Raw genomic sequence first — 21282 nt, forward strand, 5'->3', positions numbered from 1 at the left:
TGCGCCCGCCCGTGCGCCGCTCAGGCCGCGTATCCCGTCATGACCCGCGCCAGGTGCAAGTCGGTGTCGCCCAGCTGCGCGTCCAGCATCACCAGCCGCTTGGCGTAATGCGACACCGGCGCCTCCCAGGTCATGGCGATGCCGCCATGCATCTGCACGGTTTCCTCCGCCACCTGCCGTGCCACCCGTCCGATCAGGCTCTTCGCCATTGCTGCCATGCGCCCGGCGTCCGGCCCGTCCAGCGCCGCCGCCGCCGCGATGGTGATCGAACGGGCCTGCTCGATCTCGGTCAGCATGTCCACCGCGCGGTGCTGCAGGGCCTGGAACTGCCCGATCGGACGGCCGAACTGGGTCCGGGTCCGCAGGTAGTCGAGCAGCATCGCATGGCTGACGTCCATCAGCCCGACCGCCTCGGCGCAGAGCGCCACGATTCCGGCCTGCTCGGCCGCCGCCAGCGCTTCCGAAGCGTCCTCCAGCATCAGCCGGCCCGGCGTTCGGTCCAGAACCAGCTCTGTGGCGCCGCCGCCGTCGATCATGCCATAGCCCGCCACGGTGGCCGCGGCCGCCGGAACCTCGAACAGCGCCAGCCGGCCCTCTGCCTTGGCCGTCACCAGGAACCGCGCGGCCACCTGGCCGCCATAGACGGCGCTCTTGCGCCCGGTCAGACGCCAGCCGCCGCCCTCGGCGCGCGCCTCGGTGGCGATCAGGTCGGCCGCATAGGGCGCGTCGATCTCGGCACTTGCCAGGGCATAGTGTGTGGTGCCGGCCATCAGTTCCGAGACATCCTCGCCCGCCGCAAGCATCAGCCGCGCCGCCAGCAGGGCGCCCAGAAACGGTTCCGGGCACAGACCGCGGCCCAGTTCCTCGAACACCACCGAGATGTCGAAGCCGGCACCGCCGAAGCCGCCCGCCGCTTCCGGCACCAGGGCGCCAATCACCCCCAGGTCGGCCAGCGCCTGCCATTGCGCGGGGTCATGGAACGGCGCCTCATAGGCCACCGCGTTGCGATGCGGGACCGGATAGGACTCGGCCAGGTAGCGGCGCAGGGTTTCGGACAACATCTGCCGGTCGTCGGTCAGGTCGAAATCCATCGCTACAGCTCCAGCATCGTCTTGGTCAGGATGTTGCGCTGGATTTCGTTCGATCCGCCGTAGATCGAAGTCTTCCGGCCATTGAAATAGCGCGCCGCGTTATGGGCGCTGTCGGGCGGGCCGAAGGTCAGGTTGCCTTCGGTCGCCGGCCCCGGAAAGGGCGCCGCCATCGGCCCCAGGGCGCGGCGCGCCAGATCGCGCAATTCCTGCATGATGACCGTGCCCTTGATCTTGAGGATCGAGGTTTCCGGCCCCGGCTGCCCGTTCTTCTGCGCCCGGTAGAGCATCCTGAGATTGGTGATCTTCATCGCCTCCAGGTCGATCTCGACCCGCGCCAGCCGTGCCGCGAACAAGGGATCCTCGATCAGCGGCCGCCCGCCGCGCCGTATCTTGCGGGCCAGTGCCTTGACCTCTTCCAGCGCCTGCATCGAGAAGCCGACCCCGGCGATATTGGTGCGCTCATGGGTCAGCAGGAACTTGGCGATGGTCCACCCCGTGTTTTCCTCGCCCACCAGGTTCCCGACCGGCACCCGCACATCGGTGAAGAAGACCTCGTTCACCTCGTACCCGCCCTCGATCAGCCGGATCGGCCGCATCTCGATGCCGGGCGTGTCCAGATCGACCAGGAGGAAGCTGATGCCGGCCTGCGGTTTTGCCTCCGGGTCGGTGCGGACCAGGCAGAAGATCCGGTTGGCGTGCTGGCCGAGCGTCGTCCAGGTCTTCTGACCGTTGACGACATAGTGGTCGCCCTCCCGCACCGCACGGGTGCGCAGGCTGGCCAGGTCCGATCCGGCGCCGGGCTCGGAATAGCCCTGACACCACCAGTCCTCGCCCGACAGGATGCGGGGTAGATAGGCGGCCTTCTGCCGCTCGCTGCCGAAGCGGATCAGCACCGGCCCCAGCATCGAGACGCCGAAGGGCACGACCCGCGGCGCATAGGCCCGGCAGCATTCCTCTTCGAAGATATGCCGCTCGACCGGGCTCCAGCCCGGCCCGCCGTGCTCTTTCGGCCAGGATGCCGCCAGCCAGCCCCGCGCCGCCAGGATCGCGTGCCAGTCCTGCATCGTCTGACGGTCCAGCTCTCCGCCCGCCCGCACCGCATCGCTGATCCGGGCCGGGAGGTTGGCGGCCAGAAACCCGCGCACCTCGTCGCGGAAGGCCAGTTCGGCGGGGGAGTAGCTCAGGTCCATCTCAGCCCGCCCTGTTCAGATCGTCGAAGCTGCCGCCATCCTCGGCCATCCGGCGCAGCAATGCCGGCACCTGCCAGTAATGCGGGTCCTCGGCGGCATAGCGCTCGATCCGCGAGACGATCTCGGCGGCGCCCAGCGTGTCGGCATAGTGCAGCGGGCCGCCGCGAAAGCGCGGGAAACCATAGCCGAACAGGAAGACCGCATCGACATCGGCGGGCCGAAGCGCGATGCCGTCCTCGACCACCCGCGCGGCTTCCGAGATCATCGCGGTCATGTAGCGCTCGACGATCTCTTCGTCCGGGAAGCTCCGCGGCACGATCCCGGCCTTGGCCCGTTCCGCCTCGATCACCTCCATCGCCGGCGGATAGGGCGGCGCCGGGTCCTGCGAATAGTCGTAGTAGCCCTGCCCCGTCTTTCGCCCGAACCAGCCATGCTCGCAGAGCACGTCGGCAATCGGCACATAGCGTTCCTCGGGCGGGCGCATCGGCGCCTTGCGCTTGCGCTCGGCCCAGCCGATGTCGAGCCCGGCAAGGTCCGAAACCCGGAACGGCCCCATGGCAAAACCGAAGTCCTCCAGCGCCCGGTCGATCTGCGCCGGGCTGGCGCCGTCCATCAGCAGATAGGTGGCCTCCTTCAGGTAATGCGACAGGATACGGTTGCCGATGAACCCGTCGCAGACCCCGGCCCGGACGCCCACCTTGCCCAGCCGCCTGGCCAGTGCAAAGCCGGTCGCCACCACCTCGGGCGCGGCCCTGTCGGCGACCACGATTTCCAGCAGCCGCATCACATGCGCGGGCGAGAAGAAATGCAGACCCAGCACATCCCCGGGCCGGCTGGTCGCGGCGGCGATCTCGTTGATGTTCAGATAGGAGGTGTTCGAGGCCAGCACCGCCCCCGGTTTCGCGATCTTGTCCAGCCTGGTGAAGATGTCCTTCTTCACCTCCATGTTCTCGAACACCGCCTCGATGATCAGATCGGCCTCGCCGAGGTCCGCCATCTCGGTGCTGGCGGTCAGCCGCGCCAGTGTGGAGTCGCGGGCATCGGCGGCCAGCTTGCCCCGCTTCACCGCACCGTCGAGGTTCCTGGTGATCGTGGAAACGCCCCGCGCCAGCGCCTCGTCGGAAACCTCGTCCAGCGTCACCGACAGCCCGGCCAGAAGCGCCGCGGTGGCGATGCCCGAGCCCATGGTGCCGCCGCCGATCACGCCAAGCGCCGACAGCGGACGCGGGGTCGCGGATTTCTCGGGCACGTTGGCCACGGCGCGTTCGACGAAGAAGGCGTGGATCAGCCCTGCCCGCTGCGGCGTGTCCATGCAGTCGAGGAACCTCTGCCGTTCGACCTTCAGCCCTTCGGCCAGGGGCAGCGCGGCGGCTTCGATGGCATCGACGCAGGCCAGGGGCGAAACAAGATGCGGCTGGGTCCGGCGCAGCCTGTCCCGCGCCGCCTCCAGCGCCGCCGGGTCGGCAACCAAGTCGATCTCCGAAGTCCGCCGTGTCGCCAGCCGGCCCGACAACACCGCCTCGGCGGCGTCCAGGGCGACGGCGCGGGTTTCGCCCGCTTCCAGCCGGTCCAGGATGCCCAGCTTCAGCGCCTCTTCCGCCGGGACCTTGCGGCCCGACAGGCAGATGTCCAGCGCCGCCGGGACTCCGGTCAACCGGGGCAGCCGCTGGGTTCCGCCGGCGCCCGGCAACAGGCCGATCAGCACCTCCGGCTGGCCGACCTTCAGCCCCTCGATCCCGATCCGCGCATGGCAGGCCAGCGCCAGTTCCAGCCCGCCGCCCAGAGCCATCCCCTGCATCACCGCGATGACCGGAATCGCCGAGGCCTCGATCTCGTCATAGAGGTCCGGCATCGCCGGGGCGCGCGGCGGCTTGCCGAATTCCCGGATATCGGCTCCGGCCGAAAAGGTCCGCCCGGCAGAATGGATGGCGATGACTCCGGCGCTCTCCTCGGCCTGGAGGGCACGAAGCGCCGCCTGAATCTCGGCCCGCACGGAAGACCCCAGGGCGTTCACCGGAGGGTTGTCGATCTCCAGCAGGGCCACACGGCCGACCCTCTCCACGCGCACCGCGCGGTCTGCCCCGGTTTCGCTTCCCATAGCCGTTCTCTTTCCTGCCGCTGATCCGTCGGAACTCCACCACCGACCGGCGCAAGCCTAGTCAGCCGGGGCGGAGCCGTCAATCTCGCGGAATGATATTCCGCATTGCGAAATAGCAGCGGCGAACGTTGCGACGGGACCGGGGCTGGCCTATGTCTGCGCCGCAACCATCGGGGAAGGCCAGACAGATGAAGACGGTCCGGATCGGCAACGCCAGCTTCGGCAACGCCCTGCCCTTCGCCCTGATCGCCGGCCCCTGCCAGCTGGAGAGCCTCGACCACGCGCGGATGCTGGCCGAGCGCATCGCCGCCGCCTGCGCCGCCACCGAGACGCCCTTCGTCTTCAAGGCCAGCTACGACAAGGCCAACCGATCCTCGTTGAAGGGCAAGCGCGGGCTGGGCGCCGAGGCCGGGCTGGAGATCCTGGGCCGGATTCGCGACGAATTCGGATGCCCGGTGCTGACCGACGTGCATGAGCCGGGCCATTGCGCCATGGCGGCGGCGGTCGTTGACGTGCTGCAGATCCCCGCCTTCCTCTGCCGCCAGACCGATCTGCTTCTGGCGGCGGGCGAGACCGGCAAGCCGGTGAACATCAAGAAGGGCCAGTTCCTGGCCCCCTGGGACATGAGAAATGTCGCCGAGAAGGTGGCCTCGACCGGCAATGAGCAGATCATGCTTTGCGAACGCGGCGCCTCCTTCGGCTACAACGCGCTGGTCTCCGATTTCCGGGCGCTGCCGATCATGGCCGAGACCGGCTATCCGGTGATCTTCGACGCCACCCATTCGGTGCAGCAGCCGGGGGGACTGGGCGGATCGACCGGCGGCGACCGGCGGATGGTGCCGCCCCTGGCACGGGCCGCCATCGCGGTGGGCTGCGCCGGGCTGTTCATCGAGGTGCATGACGACCCCGACAACGCCCCCTCGGACGGGCCGAACATGCTGCGGATCGAGGATTTGCAGCCGTTGCTGCAGCACCTTCGCGCGATCGACCGGCTGCAGAAGGGCTAACCGGGCAACCGCCCGGGCCGGCCGCCGCCCCCGCGCCGGACCCTCAGTCCTTGACCGAGCTCTCGTCCTCCATCCGCATCTTCCGCTTCACCCGCGCACCGAAGAAGATCGGCAGCACGAAGCCGACCAGGGCCACCGCCCAGAGACCTATGGCCAGCGCAGAGCCGAACAGCACCGTCCAGTCGCCATCGGCGATCTCCATCGCGCGGCGCAGGTTGACCTCCATCGCATTGCCCAGCAGCACGCCCAGCACCACCGGCACCAGCGGAATGTCCAGCTTGCGCAGCACCCAGCCCAGCACCCCGAAGATCACCATGACGGTCAGGTCGAAACTCGATCCGGTGACGCCATAGACCCCGACGAACGAGATCATCGCCACCACCGGCATCAGGAACCGGGGCGGCACCAGCAGGACCCGGGCAAACAGGCTGACCATCGGGATGTTCATCACCAGCAGCATCACATTGGCCAGCAGCAGCGCCGCGATCAGGCCCCAGACCACATCGGGCCGGTCGGTGAACAGCAGCGGCCCCGGGGTGATGTTCATCGACAGCAGCACCGCCAGCAGCACCGCCGTGGTGCCCGAGCCCGGCACGCCCAGGGCCAGCATCGGCACCAGCGCCCCGCCCGCAGCGGCATTGTTCCCGGCCTCGGGCGCCGCCACCCCGCGCGGATCGCCCTTGCCGAAGGTGCGGTCCTTGTCCGAGACCTTCTTTTCAAGGCTATAGGCGATGAACGACCCCAGCGAGGCGCCCGCCCCGGGCAGGATCCCCGCCAGGAACCCCAGCACCGTGCCGCGTCCCATGGCCGGCGCGGTGAAGCGCAGCATCTTCAGCGGCGGCGTGACCCGGCCGATCGCGGGCGGCTTGTGGTCGACTCCGCCATGCCGGTTCTCGAGGAAGATCAGCACTTCCGAGACCGCGAACAGGCCGACAATGACCACCAGGAAATCGATCCCGTCGTTCAGATGCAGCAGGCCCAGCGTCATCCGCGGGGTGCCGGTCTGGGAATCGTAGCCGATCATCGCCAGCATCAGCCCCAGCAGCGAGGCAAAGGCCGATTTCGCCTGATTGGTCGAGGAGATGCCGCCCAGCGTGGCGAAGGCCAGCACATAGAGCGCGAAATACTCGGCCGGGCGGAACAGCAGCGCGATCTTGACCAGCTGCGGCGCCAGAATGGCCAGGCCGATGGTGGCAAAGACCGCGCCGACGAAGGAGGCCACGCCCGAGAGCGACAGCGCCAGCCCGGCCTGCCCCTTCATCGCCATCGGATAGCCGTCGAGACAGGTCATCATCGCCGGTTCGTCGCCGGGAATGTTCAGCAGGATCGACGATATCCGGCCGCCATACATGCAACCGTAATAGACCGAGGTCAGCAGGATCAGCGCCGGTGTCGGCTCCAGCCCCAGCGAAAAGGCCAGCGGGATCAGCACCGCGACGCCGTTGGCCGGGCCCAGGCCGGGCAGGGCGCCCATCATCGAGCCGAGCGCACAGCCGATCAGCGCCAGGAAGATGTTCTGCAGGGTCAGGGCGACGGCAAACCCTTCGGCGAGTGCATTGAGCGTTTCCATCGCCTAGAACCCCAACGGACCCTTGGCCAGTGACAGGCCGAGGATCAGACGAAAGACAATGTAGATGCCGCCCGAGGTGGCAATGCCCGCGATGACCGCCATCACCGGCCCGGTGCCGAGCCGCCAGGTCAGGTAGGTCGAAGCCAGCGCCGTGGCGATCAGAAAGCCGAGGTCGGGCAGCAGCTGCGCATAGGCGAACATCACCGCCACCGCCATCAGCACTTCCAGAAGCTGCATCCCTTTGGGCCAGACCGGGTCACTGTCCGGGCGCAGCAGGATCACCAGTGCGCAGACCCCCATGGCGACCCCGAGGATCAGCGGAAAGGTCTTGGGCCCGACCACGTCGGACATGAAACTCTCGCGGATCAGGGTGGCCTGCCAGATGTAGAAGGCGGCAAAGACCAGCGCCAGGCCGCCCAGAATTCGATCACTCATGTCATCCCCCTGAATCGCTGGCCCGCCGCCCGGTCTGTCGCAGGGCCGGCCGGGCCGGATGTCGGAACCGGGCCGGACCCGAAGGCCCGGCCCCGCCCGCCTATTGCAGGATGCCGATCTCTTTCGAGAGCGCCTGGATGTCCTCGACATTCTGCTTCACGAAGGCCTCGAACTCGGGCCCGCTCAGCTTCAGGTCGGCCAGGCCGTTGGCCGCCATGACATCCTTCCACTCGGGGCTGTCGTAGAGCTTGACCAGCGCCCCGACCCAGAAGTCATAGGCCTCGTCCGACATCTTGCCGGGCGCGTAAAAGCCGCGCCAGTTGGCGCCGATCACGTCCACGCCCTGCTCCTTGGCGGTCGGAAAGGCGGCGGCGTCACCGGTCAGCCGTTCGGGCGCCAGCACCGCCAACACCTTCAGATCGCCGGATTTCACGAAACCCTGCGCCTCGGAGACATCGCCGGTAAAGGCCTGCACCGAACCTGCCAGAAGCTGGGTCATCGCCTCGCCGCCGCCGTCGAAGGCGATGTACTTGATGGTCCGCACATCGTCGATGCCCACAGCGCGGGCCGCCATCAGCACCTTGAGGTGGTCCCAGCCGCCGACCGCCGAGCCGCCTGCGAAGGCAACCGAGCGCGGATCGGCCTTGACCATGTCCAGCAGCTCGCCCAGCGTGTTGATCTTGCTGTCGCCCGCGACGCCGATGACGCCGTAGTCGGCGCCGATGGTGGCCAGCCAGCGGACCTGGTCCATCGAGTTGCCCGGATAGGCACCCTGCGCAAGCCGGGTCGTGGTGGCCGACGAGGCGGCCACGATCAGATCGTTCTCCGTGTCGCGCTTGGTGACGACCTCGGCAAAGGCGACGCCGCCGCCGGCCCCTGCAAGGTTCGTCACCTGCATCGTGCTGCCGATCAGTCCCAGGTCCTGCAGCATCTTGCCGGTCTGGCGGCAGGTGAAGTCCCAGCCGCCGCCGGCACCGGCCGGGGCGATGCATTGCGGCTCACCCGGCTCGAAGGCCATGGCGGGCGCGGCAAGGGCGAATAGCGCAACGGCTGCCGAACGCAGTGTGTTCCTAAGAATCATGATGTCCTCCCATTGCCCATGTCTGATTGGGCAATTGCCAGCGTGATGGACAAATACGCATGGCGCAATCCCGGATTTGTCCGGAGCCGGCCCGCCTCCCCTGCCCGCCCGGACCCCGCGGCCGACAGACCGGGCTGGCGCCCGGCGCCCGGATGGTCGAGACTGACCCCGACACATGGCGACCCAGGACCTTCCGATGAGCAAGACAGTCTACCTTCTGAACGGCCCCAACCTGAACCTGCTGGGCCAGCGGCAACCGGAAATCTACGGGGCCGAGACCCTGGCCGATGTCGAGGCGAGCTGCGCGACGCTCGGCGCCGATCTGGGACTGGAGGTGCTGGGCTTCCAGTCGAACCACGAGGGCGCGCTGGTCGATCTCATCCACGAAGCGCGCCACAAGGCCGCCGCCATCGTGATCAACCCCGGCGCCTATTCGCACACCTCGGTGGCGATCCTCGACGCGCTGAACACCTTCGACGGCCCGGTGATCGAGGTCCATATCTCGAACATCCACCGGCGCGAGGCGTTCCGGCATCATTCCTATGTCTCGGCCCGGGCCGAGGCGGTGATCGCCGGCCTGGGAACCGAGGGCTATCTGGCCGCGCTGCGTCGGTTGGCCACGCTTCTCGGCGCCGGGGACCGATGATGAACCTGCCTCCGAATCCCTTCAAGGCGGCGCTCGGGGCCGGTCGGCAGCAGATCGGGATCTGGAACGTGATCCCGAATTCGCTTCATACCGAGGCGCTGGCGACCTGCGGCTTCGACTGGATGCTGATCGACACCGAACACACCCCGGTCACCCTGCCGACCGTGCTGACCATGCTGCAATCCGTCGATCCCTCGCCGACCCATGCGGTCGTCCGGCCCGGCTGGAACGACGCGACCGAGATCAAGCATCTTCTCGACATCGGTGCCCGCACCCTTCTGGTGCCCTATGTCCAGAACGCGGCCGAGGCGACCCGAGCCGTCGAGGCGGTCCGCTATGCACCGCAGGGAATGCGCGGCATGGCGGGGCTGACCCGCGCCGGACATTTCGGCCAGTACAAGGACTATGCGACCCGCGCCAATGACGAGGTCTGCCTGCTGGTCCAGGTCGAGACGGTCGAGGCGCTGGCCGAGATCGAGGCGATCGCCGCCGTCGATGGCGTGGACGGCATCTTCATCGGTCCGGCGGATCTGGCGGCCAGCATGGGCCTGCCCGGCCAGCCGACCGCGCCGCAGGTCAGGGCGGCGGTGCTGGACGGCATCCGGCGCATCGTCGCGGCAGGCAAGCCGGCCGGCATGTTGACCCCGGACCAGGGCTTTGCCCGCGAGGCGGTGGCGGCAGGCACCAGCTTTACCGCGATCGGGATCGACATGGCCCTGCTGCTGACGGCCGCGCGCGGTCTGGCAGAGAACTGGAAGCGCGATGCCCCGGCATGAGCCGCCCCGCCCGTCCCTCCGGCATCGCGGCGCGGCAGCAGCGGACCGCCTTTCTTGCAAGCAGGCGCGTTGCTTTGTTAAGGCAACGGCGTGGGGCGGTAATCGGACTTCCGGGGTGACAGGCAGATGAAACTGACAAGAACCGCGCTGGACGGCGTGGTGATCCTCGAACCGCAGCGTTTCGGCGACCACCGCGGGTTCTTCTCGGAAAGCTACAATCGGCGTCGGATGGTCGAGGCCGGGCTCGACCTGGACTTCGTGCAGGACAACCATTCGCTCAGCCGCCAGACCGGGACCGTGCGGGGCCTGCACTTCCAGGCCCCGCCGCATGCCCAGGCCAAGCTGGTGCGCTGCGGGCGCGGGCGGATCTTCGACGTGGCCGTGGACATAAGGCAAGGCAGCCCGAGCTACGGACAATGGGTGGGCGTCGAGCTGTCCTTTGACAACGGCTTGCAGTTGATGATCCCGGAAGGCTTCCTGCATGGTTTCATGACGCTCGAGCCGGACAGCGAGATCATCTACAAATGCACCGATTACTATGCCCCCGACTGTGACGGGGCGGTGCTCTGGAACAGCTGCGGGATCGACTGGCCGAATCCCGGCACCGCGCCGGTCCTGTCCGAGAAAGACCTCAAGGCCCCGGCCTTCGCGGCCTTCGACAGCCCGTTCCGGGCCGGGAGCTAACGATGAAACTGCTGATCACAGGAGGAGCCGGCTTCATCGGCTCGGCGGTGGTGCGGCTGGCGGTGGCGCGCGGGCATGAGGTGGTGAATCTCGACGCGCTGACCTATGCCGCCTGTCTCGACAACGTCGCCAGCGTCGCAGACAGCCCGCTCTATGCCTTCGAGAAGGCCGACATCCGCGACCGCGCCGCGCTGGACCGGATATTCGCGCAGCATCGTCCGGATGCGGTCATGCATCTGGCCGCCGAAAGCCATGTCGATCGCTCGATCGACGGACCGGGCGACTTCATCTCGACCAATGTCACCGGCACCTACACTCTGCTAGAGGCCGCCCGGGCCTGGTGGACGGCGCAGGGCCGCCCCGAGACCTTCCGCTTTCACCATATCTCGACCGACGAGGTCTTCGGCTCGCTCGGTCCGACCGGGCAGTTCACCGAAGACACGCCCTACGACCCCCGCAGCCCCTATTCGGCCTCCAAGGCGGCCTCGGACCATCTGGTTCGCGCCTGGGCCGAGACCTATGGCCTGCCGGTGCTGCTGACCAATTGCTCGAACAACTACGGCCCCTTCCATTTCCCCGAAAAGCTGGTGCCGGTGGTGATCCTGAACGCCCTGGCGGGCAAGCCGATTCCGGTCTACGGCACCGGCGCCAATGTCCGCGACTGGCTCTATGTCGAGGATCACGCCGACGCGCTGCTCTGCGTTCTCGAAAAGGGCCGGCCCGGCCGCAACTACAACATCGGCGGCGAGAACGAACGCACCAATATCGATCTGGTGCGGACGATCTGCGCCATTCTCGACAACAGACGGCCGGACGCCCGCCCCCATGCCGATCTGATCACCTTCGTTACCGACCGCCCGGGCCATGACGCCCGCTATGCCATCGACCCGACACGGATCCGCACCGAACTCGGCTGGCGCCCGTCCGTCACGGTGGACGAAGGGCTGGAACGGACCGTGGACTGGTATCTGGCCAACGAGCCCTGGTGGCGGGCGCTTCAGGCCCGTGCCGGGGTCGGGCAACGGCTGGGAACACGGGCATGATCCTGGTCTTCGGACAGACCGGCCAGGTGGCGCGCGAGCTGGCCCGGGTCCTGCCCGGCGCCCGGTTCCTGGGCCGCGCCGAAGCGGACCTGACCGACCCCGACGCCTGCGCCGGGGCCATCACGGCCCTGCGCCCCGATGCCGTCATCAACGCCGCCGCCTATACCGCCGTGGACAAGGCCGAAACCGAAGAGGCCCTGGCGACCAGAATCAACGCCGAGGCGCCCGGCGCCATGGCCCGGGCCTGCGCTGCGCTCGGCCTGCCGATGGTGCATGTCTCGACCGACTATGTCTTTGACGGCTCGGGCGACCGGCCCTTTGGCCCCGATGCGCCGACCGCCCCGCTCGGCGCCTATGGACGTGGCAAGCTGGCAGGAGAGCAGGCCCTGCGCGGGTCGGGCGCGACCCATGCGATCCTGCGCACCTCCTGGGTCTTCTCGGCGCATGGATCGAATTTCGTCAAGACCATGCTGCGCCTGTCCGAGACCCGCGACAGCCTGAACGTCGTGGCCGACCAGATCGGCGGCCCGACGCCGGCCCGCGCCATCGCCGAGGCCTGCGCCCATATCGCCGAAGCCCTGACCCGCGACCCCGCGCTGTCCGGAACCTACCACTTCTCCGGCGCGCCGGATGTCAGCTGGGCCGATTTCGCCCGCGCGATCTTTGCCGCCGCGGGGCGCCGCACTCGGGTGCAGGACATCCCCGCCGCCGACTACCCGACCCCGGCCCGCCGCCCCGCCAATTCCCGGCTCGACTGCTCCGGCCTCGACCGGCTGGGCCTGTCCCGGCCCGACTGGAAGGCGGGGCTGAGTGCCGTGCTGCAAGAACTGGAGATCGCATGACCAGGCCGACAACCCGACGCAAGGGCATCATCCTCGCGGGGGGCACCGGCAGCCGCCTGTTCCCGCTGACCCTGGCCGTCTCGAAACAGCTGATGCCGGTCTATGACAAGCCGATGATCTACTATCCCCTCTCGGCGCTGATGCTGACCGGCATCCGCGAGATCGCCGTCATCACCACGCCCGAGGATCAGGCGCAGTTCCGCAAGCTGCTGGGCGACGGCAGCCAGTGGGGCATTTCGCTGAGCTACATCCCGCAGCCCTCGCCGGACGGGCTGGCGCAGGCCTATCTGCTGGCCGAGGACTTCCTGGCCGGGGCACCCTCGGCCATGGTGCTGGGTGACAACATCTTCTTCGGCCACGGCCTGCCGGAACTGCTGGCCTCGGCCGATGCCAAGCCTGCGGGCGGGACGGTGTTCGGCTATCACGTCGCGGACCCCGAGCGCTATGGCGTGGTGGCCTTCGATCCGGACGGCAAGGTCCGCGAGATCATCGAAAAGCCCGCCGAGCCGCCGTCGAACTATGCCGTGACCGGGCTCTATTTCCTCGACGGCGAGGCGCCCGAACGGGCCCGGGCGGTGCGGCCCTCGGCACGGGGCGAGCTGGAGATCGTGACCCTGCTGGAAAGCTATCTGGCCGACGGCACCCTGACGGTGGAGCGGATGGGCCGTGGCTTTGCCTGGCTCGACACCGGCACCCACGGTTCGCTTCTGGACGCGGGGAATTTCGTGCGCACCCTGTCACAGCGCCAGGGAATGCAATCCGGTTGCCCCGAGGAGATCGCCTATGAAATGGGCTGGATCGACGCCGACAAGATGGCCGAGCATGCCCGGACCTACGGCAAGACCGAATATGGCAGATACCTTGCGCGATTGATCTCGCATCCGCACTAGCCGCGGGTGTCACAACACCGCGGTCATCCCGCCATCGACATAGATGACCTGCCCGTTGACGTAGTTCGACGCCGCGGAACAGAGATAGATCGCGGTGCCCTGCAACTCGTCCGGCCGGCCCCACCGGCGCTGCGGTGTCCGATCCTTGACCCATGCATCAAATACCGGATCATTGACCAGTGCCTGATTCATATCAGTCAACATATACCCAGGGCCGATCGCGTTGACCTGCAGCCCGGCCTCCCCCCATTCTGCCGCCATCGATTTGGTCAGCATCTTGATGCCGCCCTTGGCGACCGTGTAGGGCGCGATCGAGACGCGGGCCCGTTCGCTGGTGACCGAGGCGATATTGACGATCTTGCCCTGCCCGCGCGACACCATCCGCCGCGCCGCCTCGCGCCCGACCAGGAAGGCCGAGGTCAGGTTGGTCTCGATCACCCGCCGCCAATCGGCGCTGTCGAGGTCGAGCATCGGCTTGCGGAACTGGATTCCGGCGTTGTTGATCAGGATATCGACCGCCACCCCCTGCGCATCCAGCGCCGCGAAGGCTTCGGCGATGGCGGCCTCGTCGGTGACATCGAAGGGGGCGCTCAGCGCCTCGTGCCCCGCCGCCTGCAACTCGGCCCGGGCCTGCGCAAGCCGCCCGGGATCGACGCCGTTCAGCACCACGCGCGCCCCGGCCTCGGCCAGACCCTCGGCCAGGGCCCGGCCCAGCCCGCGCGACGAGCCCGTGACCAGCGCCGTCCTGCCACTCAGATCGAACAGTCCCGCCAATTCCGCCCCTCCCTGTCTTCCCCGGCCACCCTAGCCGCAACAGCCGCCGGACCACCAGAGACATCGCCCCGGCGCCCCTGTTCCCCGCCATCGGCAGTCCGTCCCCGGAAATCCACAGTTCCCGACATTGTCGCCCCGCCTGTTCCCTAATTGTTCGCGCCAGACTACAGTGCCGGGACGACACATATCCCTCGCATCGAAGGCCCGCATATGTCGGACAGCTATCTGGCAAAGCTCAACCCCGCCCAACGCGCCGCAGCCACCTTCGACGGCGACAGCGGCCAGCCTGCGCCGCCGCTGCTGGTGATCGCCGGGGCCGGATCGGGCAAGACCATGACGCTGGCACATCGGGTGGCGCATCTGCTGATCAACGGCGCCGATCCGCGGCGCATCCTGTTGATGACCTTCTCGCGCCGCGCCGCGACCGAACTGACCCGCCGGGTCGAGAGGATCACCGCGCAGGCCATGGGCACAGGCTATGCCGCCGAGGCGCTGACCTGGGCCGGCACCTTTCACGGCATCGGCGCCCGGGTGCTGCGCGACCACGCGCAGGCGATCGGACTGAACCCCGAGTTCTCCATCCACGACCGCGAGGACAGTGCCGACCTGATGAACCTCTGCAGGCACGGGCTTGGCCTCTCGAAGACCGAAAGCCGGTTCCCCGCGAAGGGCACCTGCCTTGCGATCTACTCCCGCGTCGTCAATGCCGAACAGCCGCTGGCCGAGGTTCTGCGCCGCCATTTTCCCTGGGTCTCGGGCTGGGAGGCCGAGCTGAAACGGCTCTTCGCCGCCTATGTCCGGGCCAAGCAGCAGCAGAACGTGCTCGACTATGACGACCTGCTGCTGGCCTGGGCGCAGGTCATGTCCGACAGCGCTTTCGCGGCCCATGTCGGAGCGGCCTGGGACCATGTGCTGATCGACGAGTATCAGGACACCAACCGGCTTCAGGCCCGCATCCTGATGGCGCTGAAGCCGGACGGGCGCGGGTTGACGGTGGTCGGCGACGATGCCCAGTCGATCTATGCCTTTCGTGCCGCGACGGTGCGCAACATCCTCGACTTTCCGGCAAGCTTCTCGCCCCCCGCCGATGTCGTGACGCTGGACCGCAACTATCGTTCCACCGCGCCGATCCTCGACGCCGCGAACAGCGTGATCGCGCAGGCGAAGGAACGCTTCACCAAGACGCTCTGGACCGATCGCGCCTCGGCCGAGAAGCCGCGCCTGGTGACCCTGGCGGATGAGGCCGAACAGGCCCGCTATGTCGTCACCCGCGTGCTCGAGGATCGTGAACTCGGAGTGCCCCTGAAGGAACAGGCGGTGCTGTTTCGCGCCTCCAGCCATTCCGGACAGCTGGAGGTGGAACTGACCCGGCGCAACGTGCCATTCGTCAAGTTCGGCGGGCTGAAGTTTCTCGACTCGGCGCATGTGAAGGACCTGCTGGCGATGCTGCGCTTTGCCCAGAACCCGCGCGACCGTGTCGCCGGGTTCCGGGTGCTGACCCTGATCCCCGGCGTCGGCCCGGTGGCGGCGGGCCGGGTGCTCGACGCGCTGGACCTGGCGCCCGACCCGCTGACCGCGCTTCAATCGGTCGATCCGCCACCGAGGTCCGAGGCCGACTGGCCCGCCCTTGTCGCGGCGCTCACGGCCCGGGCGGGCTGGCCCGAATCCATCGGCCTGGCGCGGGCCTGGTACGATCCGCATCTCGACCGCCTGCACGAGGATGCCGAATTCCGCCGCGCCGACCTGGCGCAGCTGGAGCAGATCGCGGCGGGCTACCCCTCGCGCGAACGGTTCCTGACCGAGCTGACGCTGGATCCGCCCGACGCGACAAGCGGTCAGGCCGGCGTGCCGCTGAAGGACGAGGATTACCTGATCCTTTCGACGATCCATTCGGCCAAGGGGCAGGAGTGGAAATCGGTCTTCATCCTGAATGCGGTCGACGGCTGCATCCCGTCGGACCTCGGGACCGGCACCAGCGAGGAAACCGAGGAGGAACGGCGGCTGCTCTATGTCGCGATGACCCGCGCCAGGGACCGGCTGACCCTGGGCCTGCCGCTGCGCTTCTACGTCACCCAGCAGGCCCGCAACGGGGACCGCCATCTTTACGCGCTGCGCAGCCGCTTCATTCCGAAGGAGGCCCTGGACAGGTTCGAACAGGAACACTGGTCCTCGGTGCCCATGGCGCCCGGCACGGCCCGCGCAGCCCCGGCACCGATCGATGTCGCCGCCCGGATGCGCGAGATGTGGGACTGAACACCTGGCGCCGCCGGAAATCACCCGGAGGTGCCTGAGCGCCACGCCACCCCCGGCCGCCGCAAAACGGGGGTTGCCTCTGCCGCCGCCATCGGCAAGTTGCACCCCATGTTCGATCACACCGACCCACTTGCCCTGGCCGCCATTCTGGCAGCTCTCATGATGGGCGGGGTGCTGAAAGGCGCGACCGGGGCCGGGGCGCCGGTCATCGCGGTCCCGGTGATCGCTGGGGTCTTCGACATCCGGGTCGCGGTGGTGATCATGGCGGTTCCGAACCTGCTGACCAATACCTGGCAGAGCTGGAGCTATCGCAGTCATGGAATTGGCCGCAGCTTCACCCTGGCATTCGCCCTGGCCGGCGCGATCGGAACCATCGCCGGCACGGTCGTTCTGGCGCTGCTGCCGATCGACGCATTGCAGCTCCTGACCGCCGCCGTCGTGTTCCTCTATGTCCTGCTGCGCCTGGCCCGGCCCGAGCTGACCCTCAGCCGGCACCATGCCAACCGCGCCGTGGTGCCCGTGGGCGTGGCGGCGGGCGTGCTGCAGGGCGCCGCCGGGATATCGGCGCCGATCTCGCTCAGCTTTCTGTCCGCGATGCGCCTCAGCCGGCCGGCCTTCATCGCCACGATCTCGCTCTTCTTCGCATCCATGGGCCTCGTTCAGCTTCCGTCGCTGGCCTATTACGGGCTGATGACCTGGCAGTTGTTCGGCATCGGCATCCTCGCCGTTGTGCCGCTGCTGCTCGGCATGCCCCTGGGCGCCGCCATCGCAAGGCGGATCGGTCCGAAGGGCTTCGACAGGGTGATCCTGGTCTTCCTCTGCCTGCTGGCCCTGCGCCTGATCTGGACCGCACTGCACTGAACCGCGCCGGCGGCGGACTGATCTCGGCGCCGATCCCTGGAAACCCGGGCGACCGGACCATCCGGCTTTGTCGCGCGCCACCCCGACAAGACGCTACTCACTCGCCGGTTGGTCAATTCGGTAGACCTGATACAGCGTGTCGCCACGTTCCCCATCGGCACGCTCTACGGTCCAACCGGTGGCCTCGAGTGCTTCGGTCAGCCGGAAGATCCGATTCCAGTCCCGCGTCACGATCATGTAGCCTGCGCCCGCCCGTCCGGCGATCTCGGAGATCGCCTGCGGGACTCGTCGGCACTGGGCATAGGTCATGTCGTGGTGCACCTTTGCGCTGGACGGAGACTTCAAGCCCACAAGATCGACCAGCGGCTGCCGACCATGGAGCGAAATCAGTCCGGCATCGTGAACCATGACCACATCATCCGGCGCCACGTTCTGTGCGACCCAAAGGCTCGCGGACAGATTCTCTTTGGAAACGGTCCTGGCCTCATCCACATAGGCGGAAAGACGGGTGCCGGCAGTCATCACGACATGTGTCACGGCCATGAGCCCGATCACCGCAGTCACTCTTCGGAACGTCGCGTTCTGATGAGCAAGCGCGGATGACCAGCCGAGAACGGCGAACGGCAGCAACAGGTAGAGATAGCGGAACTCGTTGTGCCAGAGCGCCCCTGGAAACCGGAAGAAATAGGCCAGCAGGAAGACGAAGATGAAGCCGGCTGCAATGGAGCGGAGCCGGGATGCTACAACCAATGCAAAGCCGAACCCGAAAGCTCCGACAGTGCCGAGAAAGCCCGCCACGCCACCGGCGGCGAGATAGGCGCGTGCCGCAGCAGGCTGACAGCCTTCCGCAAAGAAATAGGTCTTGGCCGATACCGTGTTGGCGACGACGCCACCCGAAACCGCGAACAGCGAAGCTCCCATCACAGCCAATGTGCCGACTGCCACTACCAGACCGGCCTGCCAGCCCGAGGGCCGTTTGGCCAACACGAAGAGTGCGATCAGCCCCTGGACCGCGGCAAGCTCCGGCCGGATGAAGAGAAGCGACCCCAAGAGCCCATACCCCCAGATCGGCGGCTTCCTGCGGTCGAAGGCCACCAGTATCCACGTCAACGCGGCCATCGCCATGGCCGTTTCCAGCCCATTGCCGATCTGGTAGATCGTCATGCCCGAGAACAGGGCGACAACCGCCACGACGACCGCGACAACCGGCCCCACCGAGCGGCGCGACAGCACATACCAGCCCAGGACCAGCGCGAAGGCCGAAAGCCCGCCCATCAACCAATGGGCGATGTCGATCGGCAGGATCAGCGCAAGCAGCCACAATGCCCCGACGTAGAGGGGGCTCGTCACCCCCTGCCAGGGGGTCGAGCCGATGAACCGTGTCTCGGCACCCGCCAAGATGCCCTTGACCGAGTGCTCGACAATATAGGCATCGTCCATCGCATAGTTGCCCATGCCGATCAGAGCAGCGGCAACGACCAGCACTGCCACAACCAGCAGAGCGAGACCGGACATGGCGAGTCTTTCCAGGGTCGTTTCTGTCATCTCGATCAACTCGCTCTTTCCCGGCCATCCACCAGGCGACCCATTTCCGAGGCTCCGGGAACCGGTTCTGCCCGATCCATGCCTCCCTGATCTTCCCGGGGGTCAATAGGCAATGCAACCACAGCTCAGGTTTCTTTCGCGACAGAAGACCTGATGCATCGGAATCACGGCAGCCCACCGTCCACGGCGAAACTCATGTGGAGGCATGGTGATCCCGGGCTCACCGCCAGAAGGACGGGCGCCTGAACAAGGTGTCGGTTCAATCGCAAGACCTCACGCTCTCCAGGGAGACACGTGAATTCTAGTTTTTCTTGGAATTTGGTTGCGGGGGTAGGATTTGAACCTACGACCTTCAGGTTATGAGCCGTGCTGAACGAACCATGAACAATCACTCTGAACCACGAGTTCTTGCGCAATTTCCGACGCTTGCCGACCCCCGCGAAGTGGCTCCGCTGCGCACGATCTGTTGGGATTGCGCAGCGTTTTTCGGTATCGTGCTTCCATAATGCTTCCAGCGGGCCGAGACCTGATTTTCCGGTAGCACGTCAAGCGGCCACAAAATGGCCGGCCTTCGTGACACACTGGTCCGACCGCTGATCAGTCCATTCAGCGAGTTCCTTTGGCCAGATCCTCTGTGATCAACTTCGAAACGTCGACTTGCTCTTCCACGATTTCCTTAATGGCAGCAGCCATGGCTGTGGTTATGAGCTCTTTTGTGATGAACCGCGAAAAATCGACCTGCTGCTCGATTACTTCCTTCATCGCAGACTTTGCGCCAGATTCTAGATTCTGAGCGAGTGCGCTATGTATATAGCCAAAATTGAGTTCAAAATCCCTTACTGCATCACCAAATTTCTCATCAATTGTTTCCTTCATTGCTTTCTCAAGGGAAGCAACAAGCGCTTGTTCGATTTCCATTTTTTCTTGCCTCTCGACTGCTTGAACATCACGCACTGAATACAAACCGGCCATACATCTTCGCAACTACAAAGTCGGCGGAAGGACCATCAGGCGGCGGTGAGCGACCAGAAGCCGAACTTCTTGCTGTGCTCCTCCTTCAGCCGTGCGACGTAGGCGTCGTGCGACTCGACGCCGCCGAAGTCCGGAATCTCCTGCGCGAGCCGGGCGCACTCGGTCAGGTGTTCGGCGGCATAGCGATACCGTTTCGAGCGCGCCTTGGTCAACGTGAAGTCGATCATCGCGCGCAGCGCCAGCGTCGCCGCCAGTGGATGACGCTCTGACAATGCCTCCGCCGCGGGCACCAGATACTCGTAGTGATCCCCGTCGATCTCCGAATGCCGGACCACCAGGAGTTCCGCGGCGCGATCCAGCGCCGACCAGTCGAGGAAGAACTGAAGCGCAGCAAGAAGGTTTGGATGGGCCATGGCCTGCGCCATCGCCCTCTCTTCGGCCTCGAAGTCATCGAAGTCGGGCAGCCGCTTGAGGTAGGCGCGCAGATGCTCGACCGAGAGGGTCCGCTCGAAGGTTTGCCAACGGAAGGCCTGGGCCTCGTCGCAGCGGCCCAGCGCTTCAAGCACCGCGAGGCGCGCCTCGGTCCATTCCCTCGGGATCCAGCCGTTATTGCCGAACTCGGCCCGCTCGATGAAGCCGAGCGCGTCTTCCGCGCGGCCCACGCCCAGAAGCCGCTGCGCGATCTCGGCCGCGATCTTCGGAACCCGGCGCGTTTCGGGTTCATACTGGGCGATGAAACCATCGACGTCGCCCTGCGCATCGGCAATGTCCTTGAGCGCCATCGAGACGATGCTCTGGCGTTCGCGCTCCGCCATCTCGTGGACATAACGGGGGCCGCCTGTGCCCCAGCCCACCTGTTCCCATTCGCTTTTCGGGGGCACGGGCACCGGCGTGCGCCCAAGCTCCTCGACCAGCTCTTTCAGATGCTCCAGACCATCGGAACCGAGCGCCGGCACCATGAGCGCGATCAGGTCGTCATACTGGCCATAGCCATTGTCCTGCAGCGCATCGAGAACTTGCCGGGCCAGCGCCATCGGATCCGGCCGGACGACCTTCGCCAGCGCGCCCAGATCGGCGCAGGCCTGGTGGAAAATGTCGATGACCGTGCCGCTGGAATCGTCGCAGCGCTCGAACACCGGCGTGGCCAGCGCCATGAACCGCCACATCAGCGTCAGCGCCTCTTGCGGATCGGCGGGAGCGATCTGCTCGACGATGGCGCGCCGCTGGGTTTCGAGGTCATCGACCAGTGCCTTGCGGTTCTTCCAGGTAATGAAGCTGCGGGCGCGGGCAATGCTGGTCAGCCGCTTGGTGATCTCCCGCGCGGCCTCTTTCGGGCCCTGCGCGCCCGCCAGCGCGAGACGCAGCGTGCGCTTGGCGGCCGCATTGCCGGTACTGATCTCGATAAGGAGTTGCGCCAGACGCTCTGCACCCAGCGCTTCGAGGTTCTTTGCGTTGAGGGTGGTCCTGGAAGCCAGGGGAACCCCGATATCATTTGCGGGTCAACTTATCAGCGGGTCGCGGGGT

General features: G+C 66.9%; 19 protein-coding genes. 9 read left to right on the plus strand and 10 right to left on the minus strand.

What is annotated here, in order from left to right; all coding sequences use genetic code 11:
- Nucleotides 1–20: 20 nt before the first annotated feature.
- Genes NUW50_RS07210 through NUW50_RS07220 form a run of 3 tightly spaced genes read right to left on the minus strand, consistent with a single transcriptional unit; the run spans nucleotide 21 to nucleotide 4379 of the window.
- The gene (locus NUW50_RS07210) at nucleotides 21–1091 is read right to left on the minus strand and encodes an acyl-CoA dehydrogenase family protein (protein ID WP_258288426.1); all 1071 of its coding nucleotides are present in this window, start codon (nucleotides 1089–1091) and stop codon (nucleotides 21–23) included.
- A 2-nt stretch (nucleotides 1092–1093) separates the two neighbouring features.
- Complete coding sequence (locus NUW50_RS07215; RefSeq protein WP_258288427.1) at nucleotides 1094–2281, minus strand: acyl-CoA dehydrogenase family protein; 1188 nt, start codon at nucleotides 2279–2281, stop codon at nucleotides 1094–1096.
- A 1-nt stretch (nucleotide 2282) separates the two neighbouring features.
- Complete coding sequence (locus NUW50_RS07220) at nucleotides 2283–4379, minus strand: 3-hydroxyacyl-CoA dehydrogenase NAD-binding domain-containing protein (RefSeq protein ID WP_258288428.1); 2097 nt, start codon at nucleotides 4377–4379, stop codon at nucleotides 2283–2285.
- A 188-nt stretch (nucleotides 4380–4567) separates the two neighbouring features.
- Between NUW50_RS07220 and kdsA the strand changes: the two genes are divergently transcribed.
- A complete protein-coding gene (gene kdsA / locus NUW50_RS07225) occupies nucleotides 4568–5386 on the plus strand; it encodes a 3-deoxy-8-phosphooctulonate synthase (protein ID WP_258288429.1) in 819 nt (272 codons plus the stop codon).
- Between the two features lie 43 nt (nucleotides 5387–5429).
- Here the strand turns inward: kdsA and NUW50_RS07230 are convergent, their stop codons facing one another.
- The 3 genes from NUW50_RS07230 to NUW50_RS07240 all read right to left on the minus strand — a co-directional run bounded on the left by NUW50_RS07230 (nucleotide 5430) and on the right by NUW50_RS07240 (nucleotide 8472).
- Entirely contained in the window at nucleotides 5430–6956 is a 1527-nt protein-coding gene (locus tag NUW50_RS07230) for a tripartite tricarboxylate transporter permease (protein WP_258288430.1), read from the minus strand.
- A gap of 3 nt (nucleotides 6957–6959) precedes the next feature.
- Complete coding sequence (locus NUW50_RS07235) at nucleotides 6960–7391, minus strand: tripartite tricarboxylate transporter TctB family protein (RefSeq protein ID WP_258288431.1); 432 nt, start codon at nucleotides 7389–7391, stop codon at nucleotides 6960–6962.
- A 100-nt stretch (nucleotides 7392–7491) separates the two neighbouring features.
- Nucleotides 7492–8472, minus strand: coding sequence for a Bug family tripartite tricarboxylate transporter substrate binding protein (locus NUW50_RS07240; RefSeq protein WP_258288432.1), 981 nt, complete (start codon nucleotides 8470–8472; stop codon nucleotides 7492–7494).
- Between the two features lie 196 nt (nucleotides 8473–8668).
- Here NUW50_RS07240 and aroQ point away from each other — a divergent pair, with 196 nt between their 5' ends.
- The 6 genes from aroQ (at nucleotide 8669) to rfbA (ending at nucleotide 13353) form a co-directional block, all read left to right on the plus strand.
- Nucleotides 8669–9118: a type II 3-dehydroquinate dehydratase gene (aroQ, locus tag NUW50_RS07245; protein WP_258288433.1), complete on the plus strand. Its 450-nt coding sequence runs from the start codon at nucleotides 8669–8671 to the stop codon at nucleotides 9116–9118.
- Entirely contained in the window at nucleotides 9118–9894 is a 777-nt protein-coding gene (locus NUW50_RS07250; protein ID WP_258288434.1) for an HpcH/HpaI aldolase family protein, read from the plus strand. The genes aroQ and NUW50_RS07250 overlap by 1 nt, the downstream gene beginning before the upstream one ends.
- Before the next feature lie 126 nt (nucleotides 9895–10020).
- Nucleotides 10021–10578 carry a dTDP-4-dehydrorhamnose 3,5-epimerase gene (gene rfbC, locus NUW50_RS07255; protein WP_258288435.1) on the plus strand — a complete coding sequence of 186 codons (558 nt, stop codon included), beginning with the start codon at nucleotides 10021–10023 and terminating at the stop codon, nucleotides 10576–10578.
- A gap of 2 nt (nucleotides 10579–10580) precedes the next feature.
- On the plus strand, nucleotides 10581–11621 hold the full coding sequence (rfbB, locus tag NUW50_RS07260) for a dTDP-glucose 4,6-dehydratase (RefSeq protein WP_258288436.1): 1041 nt from the start codon (nucleotides 10581–10583) through the stop codon (nucleotides 11619–11621).
- Complete coding sequence (rfbD, locus tag NUW50_RS07265; protein WP_258288437.1) at nucleotides 11618–12463, plus strand: dTDP-4-dehydrorhamnose reductase; 846 nt, start codon at nucleotides 11618–11620, stop codon at nucleotides 12461–12463. The genes rfbB and rfbD overlap by 4 nt, the downstream gene beginning before the upstream one ends.
- The gene (gene rfbA / locus NUW50_RS07270) at nucleotides 12460–13353 is read left to right on the plus strand and encodes a glucose-1-phosphate thymidylyltransferase RfbA (protein WP_258288438.1); all 894 of its coding nucleotides are present in this window, start codon (nucleotides 12460–12462) and stop codon (nucleotides 13351–13353) included. The genes rfbD and rfbA overlap by 4 nt, the downstream gene beginning before the upstream one ends.
- Before the next feature lie 9 nt (nucleotides 13354–13362).
- On the opposite strand, the gene NUW50_RS07275 is transcribed toward rfbA, so the two are convergent.
- Entirely contained in the window at nucleotides 13363–14127 is a 765-nt protein-coding gene (locus NUW50_RS07275; RefSeq protein ID WP_258288439.1) for an SDR family oxidoreductase, read from the minus strand.
- A gap of 210 nt (nucleotides 14128–14337) precedes the next feature.
- Between NUW50_RS07275 and NUW50_RS07280 the strand changes: the two genes are divergently transcribed.
- On the plus strand, nucleotides 14338–16380 hold the full coding sequence (locus NUW50_RS07280) for an ATP-dependent helicase (RefSeq protein ID WP_258288440.1): 2043 nt from the start codon (nucleotides 14338–14340) through the stop codon (nucleotides 16378–16380).
- 108 nt (nucleotides 16381–16488) lie between these two features.
- Nucleotides 16489–17241: a sulfite exporter TauE/SafE family protein gene (locus NUW50_RS07285; protein ID WP_258288441.1), complete on the plus strand. Its 753-nt coding sequence runs from the start codon at nucleotides 16489–16491 to the stop codon at nucleotides 17239–17241.
- Nucleotides 17242–17334: 93 nt separating this feature from the next.
- Here the strand turns inward: NUW50_RS07285 and NUW50_RS07290 are convergent, their stop codons facing one another.
- The 3 genes from NUW50_RS07290 to NUW50_RS07300 form a co-directional block, all read right to left on the minus strand.
- A complete protein-coding gene (locus NUW50_RS07290) occupies nucleotides 17335–18795 on the minus strand; it encodes a hypothetical protein (protein WP_258288442.1) in 1461 nt (486 codons plus the stop codon).
- Nucleotides 18796–19392: 597 nt separating this feature from the next.
- On the minus strand, nucleotides 19393–19704 hold the full coding sequence (locus NUW50_RS07295) for a hypothetical protein (RefSeq protein ID WP_258288444.1): 312 nt from the start codon (nucleotides 19702–19704) through the stop codon (nucleotides 19393–19395).
- A gap of 89 nt (nucleotides 19705–19793) precedes the next feature.
- A complete protein-coding gene (locus NUW50_RS07300) occupies nucleotides 19794–21245 on the minus strand; it encodes a DUF6880 family protein (protein WP_338001354.1) in 1452 nt (483 codons plus the stop codon).
- Nucleotides 21246–21282: the final 37 nt, after the last annotated feature.

The organism is Frigidibacter sp. ROC022, from assembly GCF_024723735.1.
GTDB lineage: Bacteria > Pseudomonadota > Alphaproteobacteria > Rhodobacterales > Rhodobacteraceae > SLM-1.

Bases quoted from the DNA above. Each gene is read 5' to 3' on its own strand.
- NUW50_RS07240 (WP_258288432.1), bottom strand. From the start codon at position 8,472: ATGATTCTTAGGAACACACTGCGTTCGGCAGCCGTTGCGCTATTCGCC.
- NUW50_RS07295 (WP_258288444.1), bottom strand. From the start codon at position 19,704: ATGGAAATCGAACAAGCGCTTGTTGCTTCCCTTGAGAAAGCAATGAAG.
- kdsA (WP_258288429.1), top strand. From the start codon at position 4,568: ATGAAGACGGTCCGGATCGGCAACGCCAGCTTCGGCAACGCCCTGCCC.
- rfbC (WP_258288435.1), top strand. From the start codon at position 10,021: ATGAAACTGACAAGAACCGCGCTGGACGGCGTGGTGATCCTCGAACCG.
- NUW50_RS07280 (WP_258288440.1), top strand. From the start codon at position 14,338: ATGTCGGACAGCTATCTGGCAAAGCTCAACCCCGCCCAACGCGCCGCA.
- NUW50_RS07235 (WP_258288431.1), bottom strand. From the start codon at position 7,391: ATGAGTGATCGAATTCTGGGCGGCCTGGCGCTGGTCTTTGCCGCCTTC.
- NUW50_RS07285 (WP_258288441.1), top strand. From the start codon at position 16,489: ATGTTCGATCACACCGACCCACTTGCCCTGGCCGCCATTCTGGCAGCT.
- rfbA (WP_258288438.1), top strand. From the start codon at position 12,460: ATGACCAGGCCGACAACCCGACGCAAGGGCATCATCCTCGCGGGGGGC.
- rfbB (WP_258288436.1), top strand. From the start codon at position 10,581: ATGAAACTGCTGATCACAGGAGGAGCCGGCTTCATCGGCTCGGCGGTG.
- NUW50_RS07250 (WP_258288434.1), top strand. From the start codon at position 9,118: ATGAACCTGCCTCCGAATCCCTTCAAGGCGGCGCTCGGGGCCGGTCGG.
- NUW50_RS07215 (WP_258288427.1), bottom strand. From the start codon at position 2,281: ATGGACCTGAGCTACTCCCCCGCCGAACTGGCCTTCCGCGACGAGGTG.
- aroQ (WP_258288433.1), top strand. From the start codon at position 8,669: ATGAGCAAGACAGTCTACCTTCTGAACGGCCCCAACCTGAACCTGCTG.
- NUW50_RS07210 (WP_258288426.1), bottom strand. From the start codon at position 1,091: ATGGATTTCGACCTGACCGACGACCGGCAGATGTTGTCCGAAACCCTG.
- NUW50_RS07230 (WP_258288430.1), bottom strand. From the start codon at position 6,956: ATGGAAACGCTCAATGCACTCGCCGAAGGGTTTGCCGTCGCCCTGACC.
- NUW50_RS07220 (WP_258288428.1), bottom strand. From the start codon at position 4,379: ATGGGAAGCGAAACCGGGGCAGACCGCGCGGTGCGCGTGGAGAGGGTC.
- rfbD (WP_258288437.1), top strand. From the start codon at position 11,618: ATGATCCTGGTCTTCGGACAGACCGGCCAGGTGGCGCGCGAGCTGGCC.